The organism is Limnothrix redekei LRLZ20PSL1 (genome assembly GCF_043235035.1).
GTDB lineage: Bacteria > Cyanobacteriota > Cyanobacteriia > CACIAM-69d > CACIAM-69d > CACIAM-69d.
In genome coordinates this window covers 18,000-39,665 of the sequence record NZ_JAZAQF010000049.1, presented here as the reverse complement: position 1 = coordinate 39,665, position 21,666 = coordinate 18,000, and the positions used below count along the sequence as shown (strand labels likewise).

The 21,666-nt window shown below is 53.6% G+C and carries 24 protein-coding genes; 17 read left to right on the top strand and 7 right to left on the bottom strand.

Annotated features, from left to right (window positions below; all coding sequences use genetic code 11):
* Window positions 1-84: 84 nt before the first annotated feature.
* The 3 genes from VPK24_RS08150 (at window position 85) to VPK24_RS08140 (ending at window position 2,821) form a co-directional block, all read left to right on the top strand.
* Window positions 85-399 carry a hypothetical protein gene (locus VPK24_RS08150; protein WP_393012010.1) on the top strand — a complete coding sequence of 105 codons (315 nt, stop codon included), beginning with the start codon at window positions 85-87 and terminating at the stop codon, window positions 397-399.
* A 92-nt stretch (window positions 400-491) separates the two neighbouring features.
* Entirely contained in the window at window positions 492-1,280 is a 789-nt protein-coding gene (locus tag VPK24_RS08145) for a pseudouridine synthase (RefSeq protein WP_393012139.1), read from the top strand.
* Window positions 1,281-1,576: 296 nt separating this feature from the next.
* The gene (locus VPK24_RS08140; protein WP_393012008.1) at window positions 1,577-2,821 is read left to right on the top strand and encodes a helix-turn-helix domain-containing protein; all 1,245 of its coding nucleotides are present in this window, start codon (window positions 1,577-1,579) and stop codon (window positions 2,819-2,821) included.
* A gap of 137 nt (window positions 2,822-2,958) precedes the next feature.
* On the opposite strand, the gene VPK24_RS08135 is transcribed toward VPK24_RS08140, so the two are convergent.
* The 3 genes from VPK24_RS08135 to ndhC are packed head-to-tail and all read right to left on the bottom strand — an operon-like array spanning window position 2,959 to window position 4,565.
* The gene (locus VPK24_RS08135) at window positions 2,959-3,492 is read right to left on the bottom strand and encodes an NAD(P)H-quinone oxidoreductase subunit J (protein WP_099534304.1); all 534 of its coding nucleotides are present in this window, start codon (window positions 3,490-3,492) and stop codon (window positions 2,959-2,961) included.
* A gap of 12 nt (window positions 3,493-3,504) precedes the next feature.
* Window positions 3,505-4,212: an NADH dehydrogenase subunit K gene (locus VPK24_RS08130; RefSeq protein WP_099534303.1), complete on the bottom strand. Its 708-nt coding sequence runs from the start codon at window positions 4,210-4,212 to the stop codon at window positions 3,505-3,507.
* Complete coding sequence (gene ndhC / locus VPK24_RS08125; protein WP_099534302.1) at window positions 4,203-4,565, bottom strand: photosynthetic/respiratory NAD(P)H-quinone oxidoreductase subunit C; 363 nt, start codon at window positions 4,563-4,565, stop codon at window positions 4,203-4,205. The genes VPK24_RS08130 and ndhC overlap by 10 nt, the downstream gene beginning before the upstream one ends.
* A gap of 437 nt (window positions 4,566-5,002) precedes the next feature.
* On the opposite strand from ndhC, the gene VPK24_RS08120 reads away from it, so the two are divergent.
* The 7 genes from VPK24_RS08120 to VPK24_RS08090 all read left to right on the top strand — a co-directional run bounded on the left by VPK24_RS08120 (window position 5,003) and on the right by VPK24_RS08090 (window position 8,949).
* Window positions 5,003-5,407: a rubredoxin gene (locus VPK24_RS08120; protein WP_393012005.1), complete on the top strand. Its 405-nt coding sequence runs from the start codon at window positions 5,003-5,005 to the stop codon at window positions 5,405-5,407.
* 95 nt (window positions 5,408-5,502) lie between these two features.
* On the top strand, window positions 5,503-6,534 hold the full coding sequence (locus VPK24_RS08115; protein ID WP_393012003.1) for a photosynthesis system II assembly factor Ycf48: 1,032 nt from the start codon (window positions 5,503-5,505) through the stop codon (window positions 6,532-6,534).
* 351 nt (window positions 6,535-6,885) lie between these two features.
* Window positions 6,886-7,137, top strand: coding sequence for a cytochrome b559 subunit alpha (gene psbE / locus VPK24_RS08110; RefSeq protein WP_099534298.1), 252 nt, complete (start codon window positions 6,886-6,888; stop codon window positions 7,135-7,137).
* 22 nt (window positions 7,138-7,159) lie between these two features.
* Window positions 7,160-7,294, top strand: coding sequence for a cytochrome b559 subunit beta (psbF, locus tag VPK24_RS08105; RefSeq protein ID WP_099534297.1), 135 nt, complete (start codon window positions 7,160-7,162; stop codon window positions 7,292-7,294).
* 12 nt (window positions 7,295-7,306) lie between these two features.
* Window positions 7,307-7,426: a photosystem II reaction center protein L gene (locus tag VPK24_RS08100; protein WP_099534296.1), complete on the top strand. Its 120-nt coding sequence runs from the start codon at window positions 7,307-7,309 to the stop codon at window positions 7,424-7,426.
* 191 nt (window positions 7,427-7,617) lie between these two features.
* Complete coding sequence (locus tag VPK24_RS08095) at window positions 7,618-7,737, top strand: photosystem II reaction center protein J (RefSeq protein ID WP_099534295.1); 120 nt, start codon at window positions 7,618-7,620, stop codon at window positions 7,735-7,737.
* A gap of 537 nt (window positions 7,738-8,274) precedes the next feature.
* Window positions 8,275-8,949 (top strand): DUF3318 domain-containing protein, encoded by a 675-nt coding sequence (locus VPK24_RS08090; protein WP_099534294.1) that lies wholly within the window; start codon window positions 8,275-8,277, stop codon window positions 8,947-8,949.
* 181 nt (window positions 8,950-9,130) lie between these two features.
* Here VPK24_RS08090 and VPK24_RS08085 read toward each other — a convergent pair whose 3' ends face one another.
* Window positions 9,131-9,502: a DUF6464 family protein gene (locus tag VPK24_RS08085; protein WP_393011999.1), complete on the bottom strand. Its 372-nt coding sequence runs from the start codon at window positions 9,500-9,502 to the stop codon at window positions 9,131-9,133.
* A 109-nt stretch (window positions 9,503-9,611) separates the two neighbouring features.
* Here VPK24_RS08085 and VPK24_RS08080 point away from each other — a divergent pair, with 109 nt between their 5' ends.
* Window positions 9,612-10,820 (top strand): RNA-guided endonuclease InsQ/TnpB family protein, encoded by a 1,209-nt coding sequence (locus VPK24_RS08080; protein ID WP_393012137.1) that lies wholly within the window; start codon window positions 9,612-9,614, stop codon window positions 10,818-10,820.
* On the opposite strand, the gene VPK24_RS08075 is transcribed toward VPK24_RS08080, so the two are convergent.
* Complete coding sequence (locus VPK24_RS08075; RefSeq protein WP_393011997.1) at window positions 10,817-11,083, bottom strand: hypothetical protein; 267 nt, start codon at window positions 11,081-11,083, stop codon at window positions 10,817-10,819. The genes VPK24_RS08080 and VPK24_RS08075 overlap by 4 nt on opposite strands.
* A 267-nt stretch (window positions 11,084-11,350) precedes the next feature.
* On the opposite strand from VPK24_RS08075, the gene rpsD reads away from it, so the two are divergent.
* Entirely contained in the window at window positions 11,351-11,959 is a 609-nt protein-coding gene (gene rpsD / locus VPK24_RS08070) for a 30S ribosomal protein S4 (RefSeq protein ID WP_099534291.1), read from the top strand.
* Between the two features lie 127 nt (window positions 11,960-12,086).
* Here the strand turns inward: rpsD and VPK24_RS08065 are convergent, their stop codons facing one another.
* Window positions 12,087-13,520, bottom strand: a complete 1,434-nt coding sequence (locus VPK24_RS08065) for a circularly permuted type 2 ATP-grasp protein (protein ID WP_393012135.1) — start codon at window positions 13,518-13,520, stop codon at window positions 12,087-12,089.
* 51 nt (window positions 13,521-13,571) lie between these two features.
* On the opposite strand from VPK24_RS08065, the gene VPK24_RS08060 reads away from it, so the two are divergent.
* The 3 genes from VPK24_RS08060 to VPK24_RS08050 all read left to right on the top strand — a co-directional run bounded on the left by VPK24_RS08060 (window position 13,572) and on the right by VPK24_RS08050 (window position 15,001).
* The gene (locus tag VPK24_RS08060) at window positions 13,572-13,754 is read left to right on the top strand and encodes a hypothetical protein (RefSeq protein ID WP_393011995.1); all 183 of its coding nucleotides are present in this window, start codon (window positions 13,572-13,574) and stop codon (window positions 13,752-13,754) included.
* A 519-nt stretch (window positions 13,755-14,273) separates the two neighbouring features.
* Window positions 14,274-14,474 (top strand): hypothetical protein, encoded by a 201-nt coding sequence (locus tag VPK24_RS08055; protein WP_099534289.1) that lies wholly within the window; start codon window positions 14,274-14,276, stop codon window positions 14,472-14,474.
* A gap of 242 nt (window positions 14,475-14,716) precedes the next feature.
* Window positions 14,717-15,001, top strand: a complete 285-nt coding sequence (locus tag VPK24_RS08050) for a hypothetical protein (protein ID WP_393011993.1) — start codon at window positions 14,717-14,719, stop codon at window positions 14,999-15,001.
* Between the two features lie 94 nt (window positions 15,002-15,095).
* On the opposite strand, the gene VPK24_RS08045 is transcribed toward VPK24_RS08050, so the two are convergent.
* Window positions 15,096-15,416, bottom strand: a complete 321-nt coding sequence (locus tag VPK24_RS08045) for a hypothetical protein (RefSeq protein WP_393011991.1) — start codon at window positions 15,414-15,416, stop codon at window positions 15,096-15,098.
* Between the two features lie 367 nt (window positions 15,417-15,783).
* Between VPK24_RS08045 and VPK24_RS08040 the strand changes: the two genes are divergently transcribed.
* A complete protein-coding gene (locus VPK24_RS08040) occupies window positions 15,784-19,620 on the top strand; it encodes a PAS domain-containing protein (protein WP_393011989.1) in 3,837 nt (1,278 codons plus the stop codon).
* Between the two features lie 400 nt (window positions 19,621-20,020).
* Window positions 20,021-20,461: a response regulator gene (locus VPK24_RS08035; RefSeq protein ID WP_393011987.1), complete on the top strand. Its 441-nt coding sequence runs from the start codon at window positions 20,021-20,023 to the stop codon at window positions 20,459-20,461.
* Window positions 20,462-21,666 lie beyond the last annotated feature (1,205 nt).

The window sequence follows — 21,666 nt, the reverse complement described above, 5'->3', positions numbered from 1 at the left end:
CTGACATCTGGCGGCCTTAGGCTGACCGACGGTTACCCAGCGGCTGGGCCGCTTTGGAGTCCTGCGTTTTGAGGTGCGATCGACATGCGAAACAATCTCAGCCTTGCGATCACCACCCTAATGACCGTGGTCGGCTTGCAGCTTCTGTTGCTACCGCGATCGAGCACCACGGCCAAAATTCCCCAAACAACAGCTTGCACCCAGGCGGCGGTTTCCGGACGCTGGTTTGGGATCTCCTTGGGGCGATCGCAGCAAAGGCTTGATGATCCTTGGGCCATCACCACCCTGGAAACCAATACCATTCCCCGTCCTCAAGGGGCGCTGGATTGGCTGCGAGGCCATACGATGGGTTGCGAACCGGCCCCATCGCCCATCCAAACCCCAGCATCCCGCCCGTGAGTCGTCGCCGCCGTCCTACTGTCCCTGCCCGATCGTCCTCATCTGATTTGACCCAGCCGATCGCCCCAGCGGCAACGGCAGCCCCTCATGCGATCGCTCCCCAAGCTGGGCAACGGTTGCAAAAGGTATTGTCCCAATGGGGCTTGGCTTCCCGTCGCCATGCGGAAGTTTGGATTACGGAAGGGCGAGTGCGGGTCAACGGCCAGGTGGCGCAATTGGGCTGTGTGGTCAATCCCGAAGTGGATCAAATTGAGGTTGATGGTCGGCCCGTTCGTCCAACTGATCGCCCCGCACTGCTCTATCTGCTGTTGAATAAGCCTGCCCGGGTGCTGTCGGCTTGTGCGGACGATCGGCAGCGGCGAACCGTGCTGGATTTACTTCCCCGATCGCTCGTTGAACAAACGGGGCTGCACCCTGTGGGCCGCTTAGATTGGGATTCCACTGGGGCCCTGCTGTTAACCAACGATGGAGAACTGACCCACGCCCTCACCCATCCTCGGTTTCACCAACCCAAAACCTATCGCGTGTGGGTGCAGGGACAACCCAACGCCCAGGTGTTGGCGCAATGGCGACAGGGCATTTTATTGGATGGCCGTCCAACGCTGCCGGCCCAAGTCCGCGAGGTGCAAGGGCGCAGGGATCACCCCCAGGGCGATCGTACCGAATTAGAAATCACTCTGATGGAAGGTCGAAATCGGCAAATTCGACGCATGGCCGAATTATTCGGTCATCCGGTGATAAAGTTGCACCGTATTGCTATTGGTTCGCTCACCCTGAAATCAAAGCAGGGCCAAGAGCTGCCGATCGGCACCCATCGGCATCTGACAGCCACTGAAATTCAGCAGTTGCGCCGCCAGGCCGGCTTAAGATCAGCCCATTAATCCCAAGCCGACTCATTTCCCGTCGATTGATCATCTGGTCATCGGATGATCATCGGAATTCTCCTTGAATTCCCAAAAGCGTCGCGAGCGGTATCGGTCAAGACCCAGCCCGTGGGACAATCCTAGTCTCAGACCCAAATACCACCCCCAGAATTCTGATGATGGTTGCTTGAATCTTCGCAAGATGGCCTCTCGGTCGCTAGGATAGTCACGAGTCTTCGTCTCCCCAACTCTCGGTACAATCTTCCAACTCCTCCCCGTTCCGCCGCATCACGCACCGCAGTAGCCACAAGGATATGAACGACAGCACGATGCCTGCTGACTCGCCCCAAGTTGAGCGCCTTGTTGAAATTGGCACTCGACTGCGGGAATGTCGCGAAAGCCAAGGCTTAACGATCGAGTCCGTCGCGGCAACCACCAAAATTCAACGTCGTATCCTGCAAGCACTTGAGGCGGCCGACTCGTCCTCGCTGCCCGAGCCGGTTTATGTGCGCGGGTTTATTGCCAAGTACGCCACGGCTTTGGGGTTGGATGGCTCAGAAATTGCCCAGGAATATCCGCTGCAAAATGGCATAGTCCCCGTGCGCTCTCAACGGGTGCTGTCGGTGATTCCTGCTCCCCAGCTCAAGCCGGCCCATTTGGTGATGCTGTATATCGGTGTCCTGATTGCGTCGGTGCTGGGTCTGTCGGCCCTGTTGCGCCACAGCCAGCCGGCCCCCAGCACGGTGATTGTGCAGCCGCCGGTTACCTCACCCAGCCCTGCGATTACGCCTACTCCCCGATCGACCACCAGCCCCAGTGCCCCAGCTCGCCCGACGGCGGCCGCTAGCCCATCGCCTAGCCCCACGCCATCGCCTAGCCCCAGTCCTTCACCAACTCCCAGCCCATCGCCTAGCCCCAGTCCTTCACCATCCCCTAGCCCTAGCCCTTCACCTAGCTCTTCCCCCAGCCCAACTCCTACGGCTTCCGCCACGCCGAAGCCCACCAGGAGTCCTAGCCCGCGCGCCACTGCCCCCACGCCTTCACCGAGGCGCACGGCGGCTCAGTCGCCCCGCCCTGCTGCAACCAGTAGTCCTGCGCGATCGCCCGTTCCAGCCGTAGCTAGTGGCGGTGATGGGGTGTTAGTGGCACAGGGAATTGCTAGTCAAATTCGCTTTCCACAGCGGCTCAGCCTGGCCCCGATCGCCCCAGTGCGGGTGAATGTGCGGCTCACGGCCCGCTCCTGGGTGCGAATTTTGACCGATGGCAAGGTGACCTATGAAGGAGTCTTGCCCGAAGGAACCCAGCGCTTGGTCACGGGCCAGCGCAATGTGGTGGTGGTGACGGGCAATGCGGGAGGGACATTCCTGAGCTACAACGAGGGCACAGAACGAAAACTGGGTAACACCGGAGCGGTGCAGTCGGCTCGCTTTGGCACACCCGGCGCGGGCCAGGCTCCGGGGCGATCGAACAATCGCCCTAACAATCAGCGTGGTGGCACTCCGGCAAATAACCAAAATCAGGCGCGGGACGGCGCAAATCGCAATAGCTTACCCAACTAGCCGGTTATATTTGCGTGGCTCTTGTGTAGCCGATCAGCGAGTGTTTTCAACCTTTTGATCATTCCCCATATGCTGCAAAGCCCTCGGATCGATCAAATCGCGATCCGAGGGCTTTGAGTATCGTTGATTGGGACGGCCTAATAGGCATCCTGAAGTTCGTAGAAGTCTGGCGAGATATAGTCCTTGCGTAAGGGCCAGCCCACCCAATCTTCTGGCATCAGAATCCGCTTCAGGCTCGGGTGACCTTCGTAGACAATGCCGTACATGTCGTAGGCTTCGCGTTCTTGCCAGTCAGCACCTTTCCAGATCCAGTAGACCGAGGCTACGGTTGGGTTGGCCCGCGGCAGGAACACCTTGACGCGCACTTCCTTGGGCTTGGTCACGTTGTCGGCCACCTGCACCAGGTGATAAAGACTCACGAGGTCTTCACCGGGGCCCAGGTCGTAGGCGCACTGACATTGAAGGTAATTAAACCCGTAGGCGTAGAGGGCGGTGGCGATCGGGAGCCATTTGTCCCGATCGACCTTGATCACTTCCACACCCAAATCATCGATTTCCAGCAGTTCGTTTCCGAAGCCGTTGCTGGTCAGCCATTGGGAAATGTCCCCTTTGAGGGCGATCGCACCGGCTTCGTTGGTGGCGAGATCGGTGGGTTGGGTTTCGTCGGCCATGCGTTGCGTCTCCTAAGCTTCCTGTTTGGCCCGATCGGTCAACAGCGCGGGCGGCACGGGCAGCCCGATCGCGTCGGTCAGGCTCTTGGGCGGGGCTTGTCGGCCCGGCTCTTGCAAATAGCGACCGGTCAAAATCGGCGAAGTTGGCTTCATTTGGTGGTCGATCGTGTAGTAGCGGTTGGTTTGGGCCGTGGCTCCGCGCTCCGCCAGCGACTCATTGGCCACCTTCTTGCGCAGCTTGATAATCGCATCCACGATCGCTTCCGGACGGGGCGGGCAACCGGGCAGATACACATCCACCGGAATCAACTTATCCACACCACGCACGGCCGAAGGTGAGTCCACGCTGAACATGCCACCCGTGATCGTGCAAGCCCCCATGGCGATCACATATTTCGGCTCCGGCATTTGCTCATACAAGCGCACCAGGGCCGGGGCCATTTTCATGGTGATCGTTCCGGCGGTGATCAACAGATCCGCCTGGCGCGGGCTGGAACGGGGCACCAGTCCAAAGCGGTCAAAGTCAAAACGGGAGCCAATCAGGGCCGCAAATTCAATGAAGCAACAGGCCGTGCCATAGAGCATCGGCCACAAACTCGACAACTTCGCCCAGTTGTAGAGGTCATCCACCGTGGTCAAAATCACGTTTTCCGACAGATCTTGCGTGATCTGCGGACGACCCACGGATTCGATCGGGTTAGGGTTCGGCGTTACGACCATTCCAACGCTCCTTTGCGCCAGGCATAAACAAGGGCAATGACCAGGATGGCAATGAAGACCAGGGCCTCAATGAAAGCCAACAGACCCAAGCGGCTAAAAGCCACCGCCCAGGGGTATAGAAACACGGTTTCCACGTCAAAGACTACGAAAACCAGTGCAAACATGTAGTAACGGATATTGAACTGAATCCAAGCTCCGCCGATCGGCTCCATCCCTGATTCGTAGGTCGTGCGCCGCTCCTTGCCAGGACGCTTGGGGCGCACAACGGCAGAAGCACCTAGGGCAAGCACAGGCACAATGCCGCAAAGCAGCAGGAAGCCTAGAAAGTATTCATAGCCACTCAGCGTAAACATATCTGGGGGTACTGCTGGAGAACTCTAAAGCGGGGATCAGCGCCTTTTTTCCCAACCTGGGGTCGGATTCACCCAGGGTTTGCCAACCCAAGGGCTGGCCATCACTTGCTGGAAGCTGCTGGAAGCTGGCGCTCATTATTCTGACATGAACGAATCGATGAAAACTTTGGATGCTGGGGATTTGATGGCTTTTTCAGGAATTTTGCGCAGGGCCGATCGCCCCAGAGCCTAGACCAGAGGGGCGATCGCGCCTGTGCGATAATCGTTAAGACAATCTTTTAATCCCAGTAATTAGCCCACGTTAACTAGCCCAGGTTAACGGTGGCGGAGCATGGGCCTGGGCCCGGCTCCATGGGGCTAAACCCGATCGAGTCCTGACCTCGATCGGCTCGGTTGAATTCCCGTCGTTTCGATCTTCACGCTTCCTGTCGCGACCCATGACTCATCCACCAGAGGACTCACCGATCGAACCGATCGCGGCTGCCGACTCCAGCGCGATCGAGGCCACCTCCTCGGAACCGGCCGCCCCCGCCCTGCCCGATCGCTATGAATGCCGCTCCTGTGGCTATGTCTACGAACCCGGCAAGGGGGATGAGCGTCGGAACGTGGCCCCCAACACCCCCTTCGAGACCCTGCCTGAAAATTGGCGCTGTCCCGTTTGTGGCGTGAAAAAATATCAATTCAAAAGCATCGGCCCCGCCGGCAAAGCCTCCGGATTTGACGAAAACCTCGGCTACGGCATTGGGGTTAACACCCTCACTCCCGGTGCCAAAAACGTCCTCATTTTCAGCGTTTTGGGCCTGGGAATTCTGTTGCTCCTGAGCTTTTATGGTCTGAATTAGCCCAAGGTAGTTCCCTTGGCTAATTCCCGCTGAGCACCCCTTTCAGACCGCACCGAAACTCTCGATTCCGGTCACCTCATCATCCCATTCATCCCATGACCCACTGGCTTCGTAATCTATTCCCCAAATTATTGCCTGTCCTGTTGGCGGCCCTGCTTTGTGTGGGCTGCACCGCTCGCAAAATTGACTCCGTAGCGGCTAACCCCTGGGAGGTGATTAATCTGCCCACCGAACAAACCATGTTGGATGTGACCCTGGTGGGCAAGGGGCCCCACGGTTGGATGGTGGGTAAAGGGGCCACCATCCTGGAAACCACCGACGGCGGTAAAACCTGGGCCGACAAATCCCTGGATTTGGGTGACTCGCCCTATAACTTGGAGTCTGTCAGTTTCTCGGGCAAGGAGGGCTGGATTGTCGGTAAGCCCGCCATCCTGCTGCATACCACCGATGAGGGTAAAACCTGGTCGGAGATTCCCCTCAGCAACCAACTGCCCGGCGATCCTCGTTTGATTGTGGCCTTGGGGCCCCAGCAGGCCGAAATGATGACCGATTTGGGGGCCATTTACCGCACCATGGACGGCGGTCGCAATTGGAAAGCCATGGTGCAAGAGTCGATCGGGGTGGTGCGCAACGTTTCTCGATCGAGCAGCGGTAAATACGTCTCCGTTTCCTCACGGGGGAGCTACTACTCCACCTGGACTCCTGGCGATGAAGCTTGGCAGCAACACAACCGCAACAGCTCGCGCCGTCTGCAAAACATGGGCTTTGGCCCTGACGATCGCCTGTGGTCTCTCGCACGCGGGGGCCAGGTGCAATTCAGCAGCCCCACCGATGTGGAAACCTGGGCCGCCACCACCAGCCCCGAGCTGCGCAACAGCCTTGGGCTGCTGGACTTGGCCTATCGCAATGATCAGGAGCTGTGGATTACTGGGGGGAGCGGCGATTTGCTCGCCAGCTATGACGGCGGCAAAACCTGGCAGAAGGATCGCGCTGTCGGCGATGTGCCCTCCAATTTTTACCGAATTCTGTTCTTTGGGCAGGATCAGGGCTTTGTGCTGGGCCAAAACGGCGTAATCTTGCGCTATGACACAGCCAAGCTCAATGCCGCAGCTCCGGCTGCCAGCTAAGGTGATCGCGGCTTTGCCCATCGATTTTCGGTGAGTTGCGGCCGGGAGCGTTGTTGGTGCTCGATCGCTGGTGGATTAGTCGCCGGTTTCTGCATCGGTTCATGTGCCGGTTCATGACAATCGCGAGACGCATCCCCAGCGATCGCCCGATCCCCGCCGCCCCTCGCAAAAAGCTCGATCGCCCAGGATTGGCTTGTGGAGTTTTTCCCCCGTTCTGTATCATGGAAACCAGCAATTGCCCATTCTCCGGCCGTCGCTGAAGTTCCCAAAACTCAGCGGTTTCCGGGTTGAATGATTGGGCAAGCCGCTAGCTCTTGTTTAATTTTCCATTGAGAGAAGACTAAAGAGACTATGTCATCTGGATCAACTGGTGAGCGTCCGTTTTCGGACATCGTAACGAGCATCCGCTATTGGGTCATCCACAGCATCACCATCCCGGCTCTGTTTATCGCTGGTTGGTTGTTTGTCAGCACGGGCTTGGCCTACGACGCATTCGGAACGCCCCGCCCCAACGCATACTTCACCGAGACGCGCACCGAAGTGCCGATCGTGCAAATCCGTCAAGGCGCTAAGACTCAGATTGATCAGTTCTTGCAGAAGTAGTTATTGAGCGTTTTTAACAATCATGGCGACGCAGAATCCCAACCAGCCCGTTGTTTACCCGATTTTTACCGTTCGTTGGTTGTCAGTTCACGCACTGGCAGTACCGACGGTGTTCTTCCTGGGCGCGATCGCGGCCATGCAGTTCATTCAGCGCTAGGAGATTGTCACTGTGGAACGTAGCCCTAACCCCAACAAGCAACCCGTAGAGCTGAACCGGACTTCGCTCTATCTGGGTCTGCTGTTCATTTTCGTGATTGGCATTTTGATGTCCAGCTACTTCTTCAACTAGGCTTGTCAACTGAGTTGCGCAAGAACTTAGGCTCCGGCTTAAGCCTTGGCTGCTGATTGGCTGCTGAATTGATGAAGCATTCGTTGAATGATCAACATCCTCCAGCCCTGAGCTGGGGAAACTATCAGTGTGATGCGCTCTAGTGGCGCGTCCTCATCAAACCCTACTTTTTGACTAAGGAGGTCACGGCTGTGTCTGGAGGCGGACGAATTCCCCTGTGGGTTGTCGGCACGATCGCCGGTATTGGTGTCATCGGTGTTGTCGGTTTGTTTTTCTATGGCGCTTACGTCGGTCTTGGTTCGTCGATGTAATTTTGGCTGCCTGTTGATTGGGAACGCTCTTGTCGCTTGGCACAAGGGCGTTTTTGCTGATTAGGGTCTGCTCAATCAAGGCTGGCTTGTTAAGACTAATCAATGGGAATCAGCAGTTAGGGTTGCCAGTGGCACAATCCAGCCCAGCGCCCCACTCGATCGAACCCTGGCGAAGGGTGGTGGAACCGTGGCAGAACCTCATGGCAACCGCTGAAGATGTGCGATTGGCGACCGGGAGCCGGAAACGGGGCGCGATATACTGCAAATACCCGATCAGATCACCAATCAACGAGCACTGTTCCACAAGTGGGCATTGGCCCCTGGCCAGCCAGAGTCAGACAAGGGTTCCCAGCGATCGATGGCTTGGTTTTCACTAATTCCCGTTAAACGGAGCCACCAGCCCAGGGTGCGATCGCCATTGTCCAGAACCTTGTCCAGAACCTTAGAACAGTTGATCGACGGATGCCGGGGCAGGTTGCTCTCCCCAGCCAGATTCGGGTTGTTTCCGGTGCTTTTTCGGTTTGGATACCAGTTGCAATGACCTCGTTTTCCACAGCTCGATCGGATCTCAGCGAACTTCGACGACTCAAAAGCCTGTTGCCCCCTGAGCTACAGAGCTGGGTAACCGTTGAAAAGGCCATGGACGTGAATCCGCCCCTGATTCGTTGCGAAGAAATCGGCAAGGATCAGGTGGAAATTCAGGTGGATTTGGTGGCCTGGGAGCAGTTCGCGAAGGATCAGCGCAATTTGCTGTTTTGGCACGAGGTGGCCCGCATTCAAAACGACACTATCCCGCGCGACGGCTGGGAAATGGCGGCCCTGGCGATCGGGCTAGGCGGTGCGGTGGGTGAACTGTGGGTACAAGATGGCCTGTTGCTACTGTTGGCCTTGGGGCTGTGTGGAGTGTCCGGCTGGCGGCTTTATCAGAAAAACAACAGCGATCGGCAACTGAAAGAGTCGATCGAGGCCGATGAAAAGGCGATCGCCCTAGCCGCTCGGTTTGGGTATTCCTTGCCCAATGCCTACAAAAGTTTGGGCAGCGCCCTGAAAACCCTGGTGGAACAAACCCCTAAAAAGAAATTGCGCAGCCGGTATGAATCGCGACTGCAATCCCTGAAGCGGAGTGCCGCCAAGGCCAAAGCTCGGATGCAAGGTGGCCCAGAGTCGGAGCCGAATTTTTACCGCGATCGGGATCGGCAGTTAGAGTTTTAAAGTTGGCGTTAGTTGGAGTTTTAAAACTGGCGTTTTGAAGCCAATGCTTTGAGGCCCGGCCGGGCCCTGAACTGCCGCTTAAACATTTTGGGGGGATCTCGCCAACTGCGGGATCCCCCCATGATTTAGGCCCAGCCAGCTCGACCCAGCCAGGCCAAATGGGGCTTGATCATCTTGATCATTAGGCCTGCTTGGGAATCAGTTCAAAGGAGCGACAGCCCAAGCAGGGGCCCGACGGGTTCACGGCACAACGGAGCAGTTCCGATCGCGCATTGAATCGACAGCGCGGATCGCCAATGATCCATTGACCTTCAAAGAAATTTTGCTCCGAGGGGCGCTGGGTCGCCTGCACATGCAACGCAATCTTGTAGAGATGGTAGCGGCCCGATCGCAGTTGATAGCGATGGTGTCGCTCCAAGACTGCGTAGGTCTTGCCGGCCAAGTCCAAGTAGCTGCCGGGCTGAGGATGCCAATCAAGTTGCACATCACCGAGGGACTCACGAGGGTGGGTGACGATCACCTCCGTGGGCAATGAGGGTGGATCTTGTTGCATGGGCAAGCGGGGAAGGGATTCAGAAGGAACCTGGTTGACCAAAAGAAAGGGTACAAGCCCCGCCCTTCTAGGGCGGCTTTTTCGATCAACCCCGCTTATGATGTTAGTTATGAAAGCACGATTTCGCTACCGAATTTATCCCAATCGCCTGCAAAGATTAATGCTGGCGAAGACGTTCGGTTGCGCTCGTGTGGTCTACAACGATGCAATTCGATTGCGTCAAGAACTCTATCAGCAAGGGGAGAAAGTTAGCGATACTGAAATTCAGAAACGAGTCATCACCCAAGCCAAGCTAACCGTTGAACGTGAATGGCTATCGGAAGTTGCATCTGTGCCGTTAGTTCAATCCTTGCAAGATGCCCATCTGGCTTTTCGCAATTTCTTCAAAAGCTTGAAGGGTGAGCGGAAAGGTCGCAAGATTGGGTTTCCGAAGTTCAAAAAGAAACACTCAACTCAATCCATTCGATTCACGACCAATGGGTTTTCGGTTAAACCCAACTCGGTTTACCTAGCCAAGATCGGTTGTGTGCGGGTCAAGTGGTCACGGGAGCTGCCATCGGATCCATCATCAGTGACGATCATCAAGGATGCAGCCGATCGCTACTTTGCATCGTTTGTCTGTGAAGTGGATCTGATCGCTCTGAAGGCTATCAATGATGGAGTGGGTATCGACTTAGGATTAACAACCTTCGCCACTCTGTCCACGGGTGAAAAGGTACTAAGTCCCAAGCCTCTAGCCAAATCCCTGAAGCGATTGCGCCGCGCTCAAAAATCCCTCAGCCGCAAGGTTAAGGGCAGCAACCGACGTAACCGCGCCCGCCGTAAGGTGGCCCGAATTCACGCCCGCATCAAGGATCAACGAACCGACTTCCTGCACAAGTTATCGACCCGAATCGTTCGCGAGAACCAAGCGATCGTTCTGGAAGATTTGAATGTGTCGGGCATGGTGAAAAATCGCAAATTGTCAAGGGCGATTTCTGATGCTGGCTGGTACAGCTTCCGCCAAATGATCGAGGGCAAGTCGATCCGCTACGGGCGGGATTTCCAGGTGATTAGCCGATGGGAGCCGACCAGTCAGCGATGTTCATCTTGTGGCCAATTGGGTGGCAAGAAAACCCTTGATGTACGCGAGTGGGTCTGTATGCACTGCGGGGCAATTCACGATCGCGATGTGAATGCCGCCATCAACATCAAAGTCGCGGGCGGGCAGTCCGAGACTCAAAACGGACGTGGAGGCCAGCGTAAATCCAGTTCGCTGGTAGCAGCCGATGAAGCGTCAACCCGTGGTCTAGTCGAGCAACTTCGGTTGTTTGCCTAGGGCCGAAATCCCCGCTCCTTTAGGACGGGGAGGATGTCAAAAACCCGATCAGGTAGTTTGCAACCGGATGATGGGAAATCGGCGCGAGGGCCTGGCCCCAAGGGGCGATCGCCCGTCATTCGCAATTGTCCTATCCTAGCCCGAGACTCACCGGAATCCGGCAGCCACCTCACCGGTTGATCGCACAGGGAGCCATCATCCAGGGCCAAACCACCGATCGGCCCGGGCGATTTTGGATCGATCGGCCCAGCCAACAAAATCATCCAAGTCCGCCAAGCAATGGCCCCAAAAATCTAGCCCGCATGACTGCACCGTCGCCACGCAAAAAATGCGCGGGAATTTTGTGCAAAACATTAGGGCGATCGCGCCAATACCTGTATACTGGTCAGTCTGGAAACGTATGCCGCGGCTGGCACGTTTGTCATAAGCTTTCTGGCTCAGAAGCTTGCGTTGCTTGATCTCCAACCGTCCTTCCCGTTGTCGATTAGGCGCAAAAACCGCAACAAGGAAAGGAATCTAAAGTCTTAGTTATGTCTCGATACAGAGGTCCGCGTCTCCGCATTGTGCGTCGTTTGGGCGAGCTGCCGGGTTTGACCCGCAAGAGTGCCAAGCGTGCCTACCCGCCCGGACAACATGGCCAAAACCGCAAAAAGCGTTCGGAATATGCCGTGCGCTTGGAAGAAAAGCAAAAGCTGCGGTTTAACTATGGTGTCAGCGAGCGCCAAATGTTGCGCTACGTTCGGAAAGCTCGTCGGGCAGCCGGTTCCACGGGAACGGTGCTGTTGCAACTGCTGGAAATGCGCCTAGATAACACCGTGTTCCGTTTGGGCATGGCTCCCACCATTCCCGCCGCTCGTCAGTTGGTGAACCATGGCCACATCATGGTCAACGGCCGGCGCGTGGACGTGGCTAGCTATCAGTGCCGTCCTGGGGACGTGGTTACGGTGCGGCCGAAAGATCAATCGCGCAAAATTGTGGAAAACAACCTGCAATTCCCCGGTTTGGCCAACATGCCCAGCCACCTGGAATTTGACAAGGAAAAGTTGACCGGCAAGGTGAACAGCGTGATCGATCGCGAGTGGGTGGCGCTGCAAATCAACGAACTGCTGGTGGTTGAGTACTACTCTCGCCAAGCTTAGGTTCGTTGGGGCCAGATTCCCCACTTCTATGCAAATTTGGGATTCAGGTTTCTGGATCCATTGCCAAAAAGGCATTTCAAGAGTCACCCAGCCCGATCGGTTGGGTGATTTTTTTCGATTGCAATGCCTAATCCATCAGCACCCAAGTGTCCTTGGAGCCGCCCCCTTGGGAAGAGTTAACCACCAGCGATCCCCGACGCAGGGCCACCCGTGTCAGACCGCCGGGATGCACATAGATATCCTCCCCGTAGAGAACATAGGGGCGCAAATCCACATGGCAGCCCTCAAACTCCCCATCGAGCAGGGTGGGAACCCGCGACAGGCAGAGGGTGGGTTGGGCGATGTAGTTGCGGGGGTTGGCCCGGATTCGATCGGCAAAATCGGCCTGTTGCTCGGCGGTGGATTGGGGGCCAATCAACATGCCATAGCCCCCGGATTCGTTGGCCGCCTTGACCACCAATGAATCCAAATGTTCCAGCACATAGGTCAAGTCCGCCGGTTCCCAACAAAGATAGGTGGGCACATTGGGGATCATGGCCTCTTCATTCAGGTAGTAGCGAATCATTTTGGGCACGTAGGCATAAACCGCCTTGTCGTCGGCCACGCCGGTTCCCAGCGCATTGGCGATTGCCACTCGTCCCGATCGATACACATCCGTTAGCCCAGGCACGCCCAACATAGAATCGGGGCGAAACACCTGAGGATCGATGAAGTCGTCGTCAATCCGTCGATAAATGGCATCCACCCGTTGCAGGCCCTTAGTGGTTTGCATTTGCAAATAGCCATCGGCCACCACCAGGTCTCGCCCCTCCACCAGTTCCACGCCCATTTGTTGAGCCAGGAAAGAATGCTCAAAATAGGCGGAATTGTAGATTCCCGGCGTGAGCACAACGACGGTGGGATTGGCCAGGCGATCGGGCGTAAGGTTCAGCAGCGTTTCCAATAATCGCGACGGATATTCATCCACCGCCTGAATGTTGGCGTTTTCAAAGACCTTGGGGAAGGTACTTTTCATCACGCGCCGATTTTCCAAAACGTAGGAAATGCCCGACGGGCAACGCAGGTTATCTTCGAGCACATAAAACTGCCCTTGGCGATCGCGCACCAAGTCGGTTCCGGTCACATGGCACCAAATACCCTTGGGGGGCTGCAATCCCATGCAAGGCTGCAAAAAGCCCTTGGCTGATTCAATTAGGTCGCGGGGCAAAATACCATCTGCAATAATTTTTTGGTCGCTATAGATATCCTGTAAAAAGCAATTCAGGGCATGAATTCGCTGTTTCAGCCCCTGTTCAAGGGTTTCCCATTCTTGGGCGTTAATAATGCGCGGAATGATATCGAAGGGAAAGGCTCGCTCAATCCCTTCGCTGGCTCCATACACATTGAAGGTGACCCCCTGCCGGAAAAGGGCAATTTGAGCTGCTTCTTGGCGTTGGCTTAACTCGGCGGCCGATAGCGATCGGAGGCGATCAACCAAAAATTGAGCTTCGGGGCGAGGCTGACCGGGGCCGGCAAACATCTCATCGTAAAAGTCCCCTGGATCGTAGGAGTCCACATTCATAGGCGGATGCGTGGGCCGAGTCATGGGCTTTCGGGGTTGGGTCAATAAAGGATGAATCTGGTTGGGCGATCGCTGACGGAGGCTCGGGGGTTGGGTGATGGGGTCGATCGCCCCTTGGCCCGTGATAACGCAGGGGCCGGCCGTGATTCTGTAAGTTTTGACGCGATCGCGGTTGCCCAGAAATGCATGGAAGCTGGGCCAAGGCGTGACTGTTTCGGGGCGATTACTCGGTGAAGGCTGAGTCCAGGCTACAGGAATCGGTGAAAGGTATTGACGATCTCGGGATCCAAGCGAGCCTTCTCAATCGTCCCAGATTGGCCATTGCCGCTGCGGTTGCCAACGAGCAAGAGGCGGCGGCCCCAAGGGGTTGAGTCCTGAGGGGGGATCACCGGACGATCGAGATCACAACACCTCTGTCGGTGGATCACGCTTAGCCTGTGAAATTACCCGCTCCAATCATGGGCTTTCGTCACGTGATTGCAGGGAAATAATCACGGATTGAATTACAGATGAATCACAACATTCAAACCAAAATCACGGCATATTTAATGTCATCGAGATAACTAATTCGCAAGTGCCCAGTGCCTTCATCACTCTTAAAAATTAGTTGTCTCCAATAGCTGGCTTTTATCCTGTTTCGCTAATCCTTAACCAACCCCAAAGATTATGGCACTGAGCACTGAAACCCGATACCTCAACATCGAATTTTTTGTTAGTAATCCAATTCTGAAATGCCCTGGGAGGTTCACAGACATGTCGCAGACAACCTGGTTCTACAAAGATATGTTGGCAGAGCTGTTTTCGCGTGTTTGGGAATCCCGGTGCTTGACCATGAGCGATCGCTGGGGCCTGTCCCGTGCTCTGTTGAGCTGCTCGTTAGATCTCGAAGATTTGGCCGCGATCGATCGAATTGTTCATGCCGTGCGTCGTGGCTGGCTCAGTTGCGCGAATTAGTTTTGCAATCAGTTTGGCAATCAGTTTGGCAATTAGTTAGGCGACTAATTTGCTAGTTGGTTTTTGGGTACCTAGCTTGCTCGCATCCTGCAATATTTGCCCCTGCAACATCTGGCCCTGTAGTGTCTGGCCTTGTACTACCTGACCTCACGGGATCTAGTCTTTCGATATAATGGATTCGCTCAGGGTTTTCAAGATTTTGAATTGCTTGAGTGACCATTCACAATCGTGTCGCCATTCCGATGATTCTTGGGCACCACTGGGAAAGTTTTTTCATTGAGCTTTTCATTCAGCATGGTTTGGGGTTGATTTTGGCCACCTATTTGACGGGGTTCTCGATCGCCTATTGGCGATCACTGAGTCATCGGTTACAAATCCTCAAACAACAACAGGCGGCTCCCGACCACTGGCGATCGGGAACCGCCTTGGTTTTGCAAACAATTTGGCCACAATTGCTCTGGTTTTGGCCCCAGCCCAATTTATCACGAAACACAATCAAGCAGATTAACAGCCAACCGAACACTTAAATGAATACTTGAGATCAAGTAAGTCCCTGTAATTTACTGAATTAGTTTGGCGTGGGCTGATGATTCGTGTTTAATGAAACTGCTCTGATTGCTCCTAATTGCTGATTTCAGAATTAACGGTTTCTGGAACCACAAAAAGAAGTAATTTATCAGGATATAATTCATCTTTGGCGCGTTCAGCAAGGGCTTGAACTGAGAAATTAGGGACAATTATGGTGTCGCCATTTTGAGCATTACGAATCACTTGCTCTAAGTTGGCTGCCCAGTTGTCATCGTCAATCAACGCGAGAGATTCGGCCATAGCTCTGAGAAAGAAGAAAATCTGAATAAGAATCGAAGTTAACAAAAAGCTGAAGAATGATGAATCAAAAATTGAAAAATTGGTGGCTTTTATCGGCCCTTGATCACCATTCATGGTTTATTTAACCACGATTAATTCGAATTGATAGTGTTTTAAGGGTAATTTAATGGCCCTGGGATGATGATTCAAGGACTGAAGCTTGATCTCTGTTCAGTCTGGATATTGATCTGTGTATTAATTTGGATATTAATTTGGATATTGACTTGGATATTGATTGGGATATTGGTCGGTGTTTCTAAATCGCCCAATTAGGGAACCCTGCCAAAAATCGCTGGGGAAAACGGTGGATCACTGCCGAAGGCATGGCGGTTAATGGTAATTGACAAGACTGATGACTGACAGGATTTGCGGTGGGATTGAAGTCTGATTGGGGTGCTTGAGGTTGCAGCACGCGACTGGCGGTTCTGCGTACCATTGGGAGATGGAATATCGGGTTTTGCCAACAACGGTGGTCTGTGCCGATCGCGATCGGGCAGAGCAGGTGGTGCGGTGGCTGGCGCAGGTGGATACGCACTGGGCCCAGGCTGCTTCGATCGTTGACGGGGCGATCGCCCAACAGCAATGGTTGGCGAGTGACAGCTCTCTGTGGCCAACGGGGTTGTTGGTGGTGGATGGGACGGTGGTAAATGAGCAGGGAGAGCCGCTATGGCGGTGTTTGCTCCCCTCTGGGTCGCCGGTTGGGATGCCCTTGTCCGGGATGACTGATGAACAATATCAGGTCTCGATCGCCCGCTTGTTGGTGGTGTTGGTGGACTCGCCCGCTGCGGAGGTGGCGGCCATTGAGGCGGGTGCGCTAGATGCTTTGGTGTGGTCGGCGTTGGCGGCAACGGGGGGACTGATCCGGTTGGGGCGATCGTTGCGGTTGGTGCAAGGGGTCTTGGCCAATTGGGAACGGCAGTTGGCGTTGGCGGCTCCTTTTGCGGAAGAAATGGGTGCAATCGCGGATTCAGCGGCGGTGATTGTGCGTGCTAGTGCGGAGGGAGCGAATTCAGGAATCCAATTTGCCAGCAGCTTGATCGCAAGCCCGATCGAAAACTCGACGATCAACCCAGCTCTCCACTCAAGGACGGGGGCAACTCCGGGCATCATCCCCGGTGCAGTCATCAATTGTGCCTTGGGGTTGCCTTCGATCGATCAACCCCTGCTCGCCACGGCCAGTTGCGATCGGGAAGACAATGACTCCACCCATCCGATCGCCCCATGGACAGCGGACTGGGCAGCTCGTTCAGGATCAGGATTGCAGCCCGGTGACGATTCAGAATTGACAATTGGGTTGCCATCCACACCAATAGGCTGGCAACCACAAGCCCCACCGGCCAACCCTGCCAAGCGACCCGGAGTGCCGTCAACCACTGTGCTACCCGGCTTGAGAATTGCCTTGGGGGGCGTTTTTTCGAGTCCTGACAGCGATCGGGCTGGGATGGCCGCTGAGAGTTTGTTAACTGGCCCTGGAATTAGGACTGAAACCAGTTCTGGCTCCGGAATTAACCCCGAAATTAACATTGACACCAGCCCCGGAGTTAACCCTGAAATTAACCCCGAAGACTCGATCGAGGCGGTTGCCATGCCGCCCGTCCCAAGTACCGAGGGCAACGGGCCGAAAATAGTTCCCACGGAAGGCGAAATTACCGCCATTCAAGGCGATCGCCTGCCAGCCTTGGGAGCAGCCGATCGATCTCAAGCTGCATCCCAATCGTGGTTAGCGGTCTTGGATCAGGTGTTGGATCACACAATCGATGGAATCGTGATTGTGAACCGCGAGGGGCGAATTGACTATGCCAACCCGGCGGCCTGTCAGCTTTTTGGGCGATCGCCGGAGCAGTTGGTGGGCGAACACCTTGGAATTCCGATCGGCTCCGAGAAGACCACAGAGATTGATATTCTGCACCCCGATGGTTCCGTGGGCGTGGGCGATTTGAATGTGTCCCCGATCGAGTGGTTGGGGGAACCGGCCTATGCCGTGGCCATTCGGGATGTGAGCGATCGCAAGCGAGTTGAGGCAGACTTGCGCTATCGCCTTAGCCTGGAAAGTGTGGTGGCCTATGTGGCGCGTCTGTTGGTCACTGCTGATGATGATGTGCGGTTTGGGTCTGTTTTGGAAGCGGTGGGGCGAGCCATGCTGGCCGATCGAGTCTTGCTGCTCCATGGGCCCATGGAACGACCCCTTTTGAACTTGGCCTGCGAGTGGCATGAAGAGAATCAAATGCCCGTGGTACGAGACTTTAACCGCCTTGGAGGCCATTTGCCGCCCCTTTGGACAGAGCAGTTAGGACGCGATCGCGCCGTCGTGATTGAATCTCGACAGTCCCTGCAATCGGAAGATTCTGCCGTAACCGAGTGGCTCAACTGCTTGGGGGCCAACTCCGTGCTCATCGCCGCCATTCACGATCGCCGGGATGCCCTCTGGGGAGCCTTGGTGCTCTGTGTTCATCAAGCGCGTTCCTGGTTAGCCCAAGACCTGCAAATTTTGCAAACCATTGGGGACACCATCTACGCCTGGTACGATCGCCAAGCCACCCAGGATCGGCTGCGAGCCTCAGAAGCACTCTACTCCAGCATTTTTGAGCGATCGGACGAACGAATTTTTCTGGTTAATGTCCATCCAGATGGACGCTTCACCTACGAAACCGTGAACCCCGCCTTTGAACGGGCCTTAGAACACCGCGCCACCCACATCATCGGTCGATCGCCCCAAGACCTGTTTCCCCCCAGTTGTGCCACCCCGATCGTTGCCCGGTTTCGGGCCTGCGTGGCTGGCCGGGACACCATCCGTTGCGAAGAAGAACTGATGATTCGGGGCAAACAACGGATTTGGCACACCAGCTTAGTCCCCATCCGCGATGCATGGAACCGTGTGATTAAGCTCCTGGGCAGCGCCCGCGACATCACCCAAGAGCGGGAAGCCGCCCTCCAGCGCGACAACCAAAACCGCTATCGGCAACTGCTCGCCTCGATCGCCTTCAAAATTCGCCAATCTTTGGACATTCAGGTGATCTTGGGGCGCACGGTCAGCGAACTGCAAAAAACCCTCAAGGCCGATCGCGTGATGTTCTACCGTTGCCAAGCAGACGGCAACGGATCGATCGCTGCCGAAGCCATTGCCCAGCCCTTCGGTGCGATCGACCCCAGCCACACCTGGTGTTGCACCCTGAACTTAGACAACACCCACCCCAACCTCGATCGCTACTGGCAAGGGCAAATCTCCTGCGAAGACGACCTCACCCAACTGCAACTGTCCCCCGAACAGCGCAGTTGCATCGACAGCCTCAGCATTCGTAGCCAAGTGATCGTCCCCGTCACCATCGCCGCCGTTCACTTCAATCCCAGTGCCCTTGGATTTGTGCCCCCGGAAGTGCTGACCGATCGCCTACAACCAGCCACCATCCTGCTGGGACTTCTTTGTCTTCAGCAATGTCAGGGGCCAAGGCATTGGACTTCCTTTGAAATTGACCTGTTGCAACAACTGGCCGGACAACTGAGCATTGCCCTTTACCAAGCCCACCTCCTTGAAGAACGCACCAGAGCCATTGAAGGACTGCGGCGCTCCAATGAACAGCTTCAACAATTTGCCTATGTTGCTTCCCATGACTTGCAAGAACCCCTGCGTGGCATCATCGCCTTCTCAGAAATGCTCACGGAGGAATGCACACCCCAGCTTGATCAAAATGCCCAAGAATACTTGCAATTCATCATCGACAGCGGTCAACGAATGCGCCAACTAATTCGAGATCTCTTGGCCTATTCAAGAGTAGAAACTCGCGGCCGAACCCTAGAGCCAGTTGATTGCAGCCAAATTATTGATATTGTGCTTAATAATCTGCGACTAGCAATTCAAGATAATCAGGCCACCATTTATGCAGAAAATTTGCCCATTGTTTTGGCCGATTCCATGCAATTAGCACAGCTTTTTCAAAACCTAATTGGCAATGCTCTAAAGTTTCGGGGCAAATCCAATCCTATCATTACCATTACCGCCGAGCATGAAGAACATCATTGGCGTTTTTGGGTCATTGATAATGGCATTGGCATTGACCCGCAATATAGCGAGCGCATTTTTAATATCTTCCAAAGACTCCATAACCGTGAAGAATATGAAGGGACTGGCATTGGGTTAGCCATTTGTCGGAAAATTATTGAGCGTCACGGCGGCTTGATCGGGGTGCAATCTCAGCCAGGCCAAGGATCGTCATTCTGGTTTACGATTCCCGACCAGCCCGAAACTATTCCCATCACTGAGCTAAATTTTAGCCCCAGCTAGCGATCGCAACCCTGTAGGATTGATGTTTAATTCCGCTCGATCACCCGTGCCATAGGTTCTCGGCCGTGTCCTGAAAGCAAATGATTGTTATTGAATTGTCCAATCGTTTGAGGTGGGCCAGCCCAAGGAGTGCCATGAGTTCAATGGGCTGAATTGGTTGAGTGGGTTTAATGGGGTAATTGGTAGACATCAGCAGGATTTTTCAATCGAGGGGTTCTCGATCGGGCTGTGCAGGGTTTGTTGATCGATCGAAGGATTGGTGAATGAGTGAGTTTGTGAGTGAATAGAGATGATGAGTCAATAGGAATATAATCCCATTAATAATGACCCCCAATTTCAGAATCATTACCCCTTTCAGCAAATGAGCAGGCAGTGACCAGATTGTTAGGATGTCGTTATAATGCCAGCAAAAAATATTGAAATTTTACTCATTGAAGATTCAGCAGTTGATGCCAGGCTAACAGAAAGGCTGTTTGGACGGCTGAACATTCCTCATCGATTACATTTGGTGCGAGATGGCGAAGAGGCAATTAGATTTCTAGAAAAAACAGCATCAGTTCCTGAAAAATACTGGCCCGATTTAATTCTTTTAGATTTGAACTTACCCCGTCGTAGTGGCTATGAAGTCTTAGAAATCATTAAAAATCACCCATCACTCAAAATTATTCCTGTCATTGTCATGACCACTTCTGACCAAGAAGAAGATATTCGCAGATGCTATGAATTGCAAGCCAATGCTTACATCACCAAGCCAGACAGTTTACATAGTCTTTTAGAAACGCTATTGGCGATCGAGGCATTTTGGTTACGTTCCGTGAAATTACCCTCTCCAAAATTCTAAAGTGCATCATCGGCTTACTGCTTGAGAATAACAACAAATAACTTTTTCATTCAAACAACCACAAGAAAAGGAAGCAAAATTATTATTCCTGAATAGAAACCAAAATCTTGAAAATCTGATGTCATGTTTTAAACACTAAGTCTTCGGTAATGATCGAGGTTGATCATATAAAGCTTGGAGCAATGATATAAAATTCGCGGCTTTCTGATACAAAAAATCAATTCATTTTGCCATTTATTTGACGAGTTAATCAATTTTCGTGGAATTGATTTTCAAAAATCATCTGAACCTAATCTGAACCTGAGAAAAATTTTTGACAGAAAATTGTTATTAGAAAATCTTATCAGATCTTTTTGATTTGATACTAAATTTGATACTAAATTCAACATTTGACATTCGACTCAATGTTTACTCCAAACAGTAATTAATGAATTTTCAAATGAATCATTTGATTACAAAATTAATCTAAAAAAGCCAATTACATAATTCATTTAAATTGACAGATTGAATCAAAAAGTTGAACATGAAGATTGAATCAATAAATTAAATGAGTTAATTGATCAAGTAAATTGGACAAGTGGCTCGCATGATCAAATTTGACCGCTGGAGATCGAATCATTGACTAAAATTGATATATTTCACTATGTAATCACTCTGGTAGCATTTCGCACATCATTTAGATATCCCTTGACCATGCTTGGGTTAATACTGAACAATTGACCTATAGAGAGAGCATGATTGACTCTGAAAATGTTCAAGGACAGTGATATTTCCATCACAGAGTAAAAACAATCCAAGAATATTGATTGATAGGCTGCTCTCGTTAATACTTAGACAAAAATCATGAGTTTGATCAGCTCACTTGCTAAGACTTCCCAGTTTAAGGTTGGCCTTAAAAAGATGGGTCATGATGTATAGGGCAGGAATTTGCATGAGATAGGCCTAATGAGACGAACTTCCAAGGGTGTTCGGCTATGCCTTTACGTTGCCTTTACCTTTGGGAAAGTTCTGGTCATGGGGTTGGTTAAATGAGTAGGATCACTGGGATTCTGCTGGACAACCGCCCCCAAGGGCTGGCTGCTTTCTGGGTGGGAGGACTGCTGGAGTCGAATGGGCGGAAATGATTAGGCAAACCGGTGGCGGCAATTTTGCCAATCAATCCCCTTGGGGGTTGAGGTTTGGGTGGTTAGGCTGAAGTTGACAAC

What these genes read in the sequence shown, in the direction of transcription:
- psbE (WP_099534298.1), top strand. Translation starts at nt 6,886, where the DNA reads ATGTCATCTGGATCAACTGGTGAGCGTCCGTTTTCGGACATCGTAACG.
- VPK24_RS08090 (WP_099534294.1), top strand. Translation starts at nt 8,275, where the DNA reads ATGACCTCGTTTTCCACAGCTCGATCGGATCTCAGCGAACTTCGACGA.
- VPK24_RS08130 (WP_099534303.1), bottom strand. Translation starts at nt 4,212, where the DNA reads ATGGTCGTAACGCCGAACCCTAACCCGATCGAATCCGTGGGTCGTCCG.
- ndhC (WP_099534302.1), bottom strand. Translation starts at nt 4,565, where the DNA reads ATGTTTACGCTGAGTGGCTATGAATACTTTCTAGGCTTCCTGCTGCTT.
- VPK24_RS08050 (WP_393011993.1), top strand. Translation starts at nt 14,717, where the DNA reads ATGATTCTTGGGCACCACTGGGAAAGTTTTTTCATTGAGCTTTTCATT.
- VPK24_RS08035 (WP_393011987.1), top strand. Translation starts at nt 20,021, where the DNA reads ATGCCAGCAAAAAATATTGAAATTTTACTCATTGAAGATTCAGCAGTT.
- rpsD (WP_099534291.1), top strand. Translation starts at nt 11,351, where the DNA reads ATGTCTCGATACAGAGGTCCGCGTCTCCGCATTGTGCGTCGTTTGGGC.
- VPK24_RS08120 (WP_393012005.1), top strand. Translation starts at nt 5,003, where the DNA reads ATGACTCATCCACCAGAGGACTCACCGATCGAACCGATCGCGGCTGCC.
- VPK24_RS08040 (WP_393011989.1), top strand. Translation starts at nt 15,784, where the DNA reads ATGGAATATCGGGTTTTGCCAACAACGGTGGTCTGTGCCGATCGCGAT.
- VPK24_RS08065 (WP_393012135.1), bottom strand. Translation starts at nt 13,520, where the DNA reads ATGAATGTGGACTCCTACGATCCAGGGGACTTTTACGATGAGATGTTT.
- VPK24_RS08150 (WP_393012010.1), top strand. Translation starts at nt 85, where the DNA reads ATGCGAAACAATCTCAGCCTTGCGATCACCACCCTAATGACCGTGGTC.
- VPK24_RS08055 (WP_099534289.1), top strand. Translation starts at nt 14,274, where the DNA reads ATGTCGCAGACAACCTGGTTCTACAAAGATATGTTGGCAGAGCTGTTT.
- psbF (WP_099534297.1), top strand. Translation starts at nt 7,160, where the DNA reads ATGGCGACGCAGAATCCCAACCAGCCCGTTGTTTACCCGATTTTTACC.
- VPK24_RS08085 (WP_393011999.1), bottom strand. Translation starts at nt 9,502, where the DNA reads ATGCAACAAGATCCACCCTCATTGCCCACGGAGGTGATCGTCACCCAC.
- VPK24_RS08060 (WP_393011995.1), top strand. Translation starts at nt 13,572, where the DNA reads ATGAATCTGGTTGGGCGATCGCTGACGGAGGCTCGGGGGTTGGGTGAT.
- VPK24_RS08045 (WP_393011991.1), bottom strand. Translation starts at nt 15,416, where the DNA reads ATGAATGGTGATCAAGGGCCGATAAAAGCCACCAATTTTTCAATTTTT.
- VPK24_RS08140 (WP_393012008.1), top strand. Translation starts at nt 1,577, where the DNA reads ATGAACGACAGCACGATGCCTGCTGACTCGCCCCAAGTTGAGCGCCTT.
- VPK24_RS08080 (WP_393012137.1), top strand. Translation starts at nt 9,612, where the DNA reads ATGAAAGCACGATTTCGCTACCGAATTTATCCCAATCGCCTGCAAAGA.
- VPK24_RS08075 (WP_393011997.1), bottom strand. Translation starts at nt 11,083, where the DNA reads ATGATTTTGTTGGCTGGGCCGATCGATCCAAAATCGCCCGGGCCGATC.
- VPK24_RS08115 (WP_393012003.1), top strand. Translation starts at nt 5,503, where the DNA reads ATGACCCACTGGCTTCGTAATCTATTCCCCAAATTATTGCCTGTCCTG.
- VPK24_RS08135 (WP_099534304.1), bottom strand. Translation starts at nt 3,492, where the DNA reads ATGGCCGACGAAACCCAACCCACCGATCTCGCCACCAACGAAGCCGGT.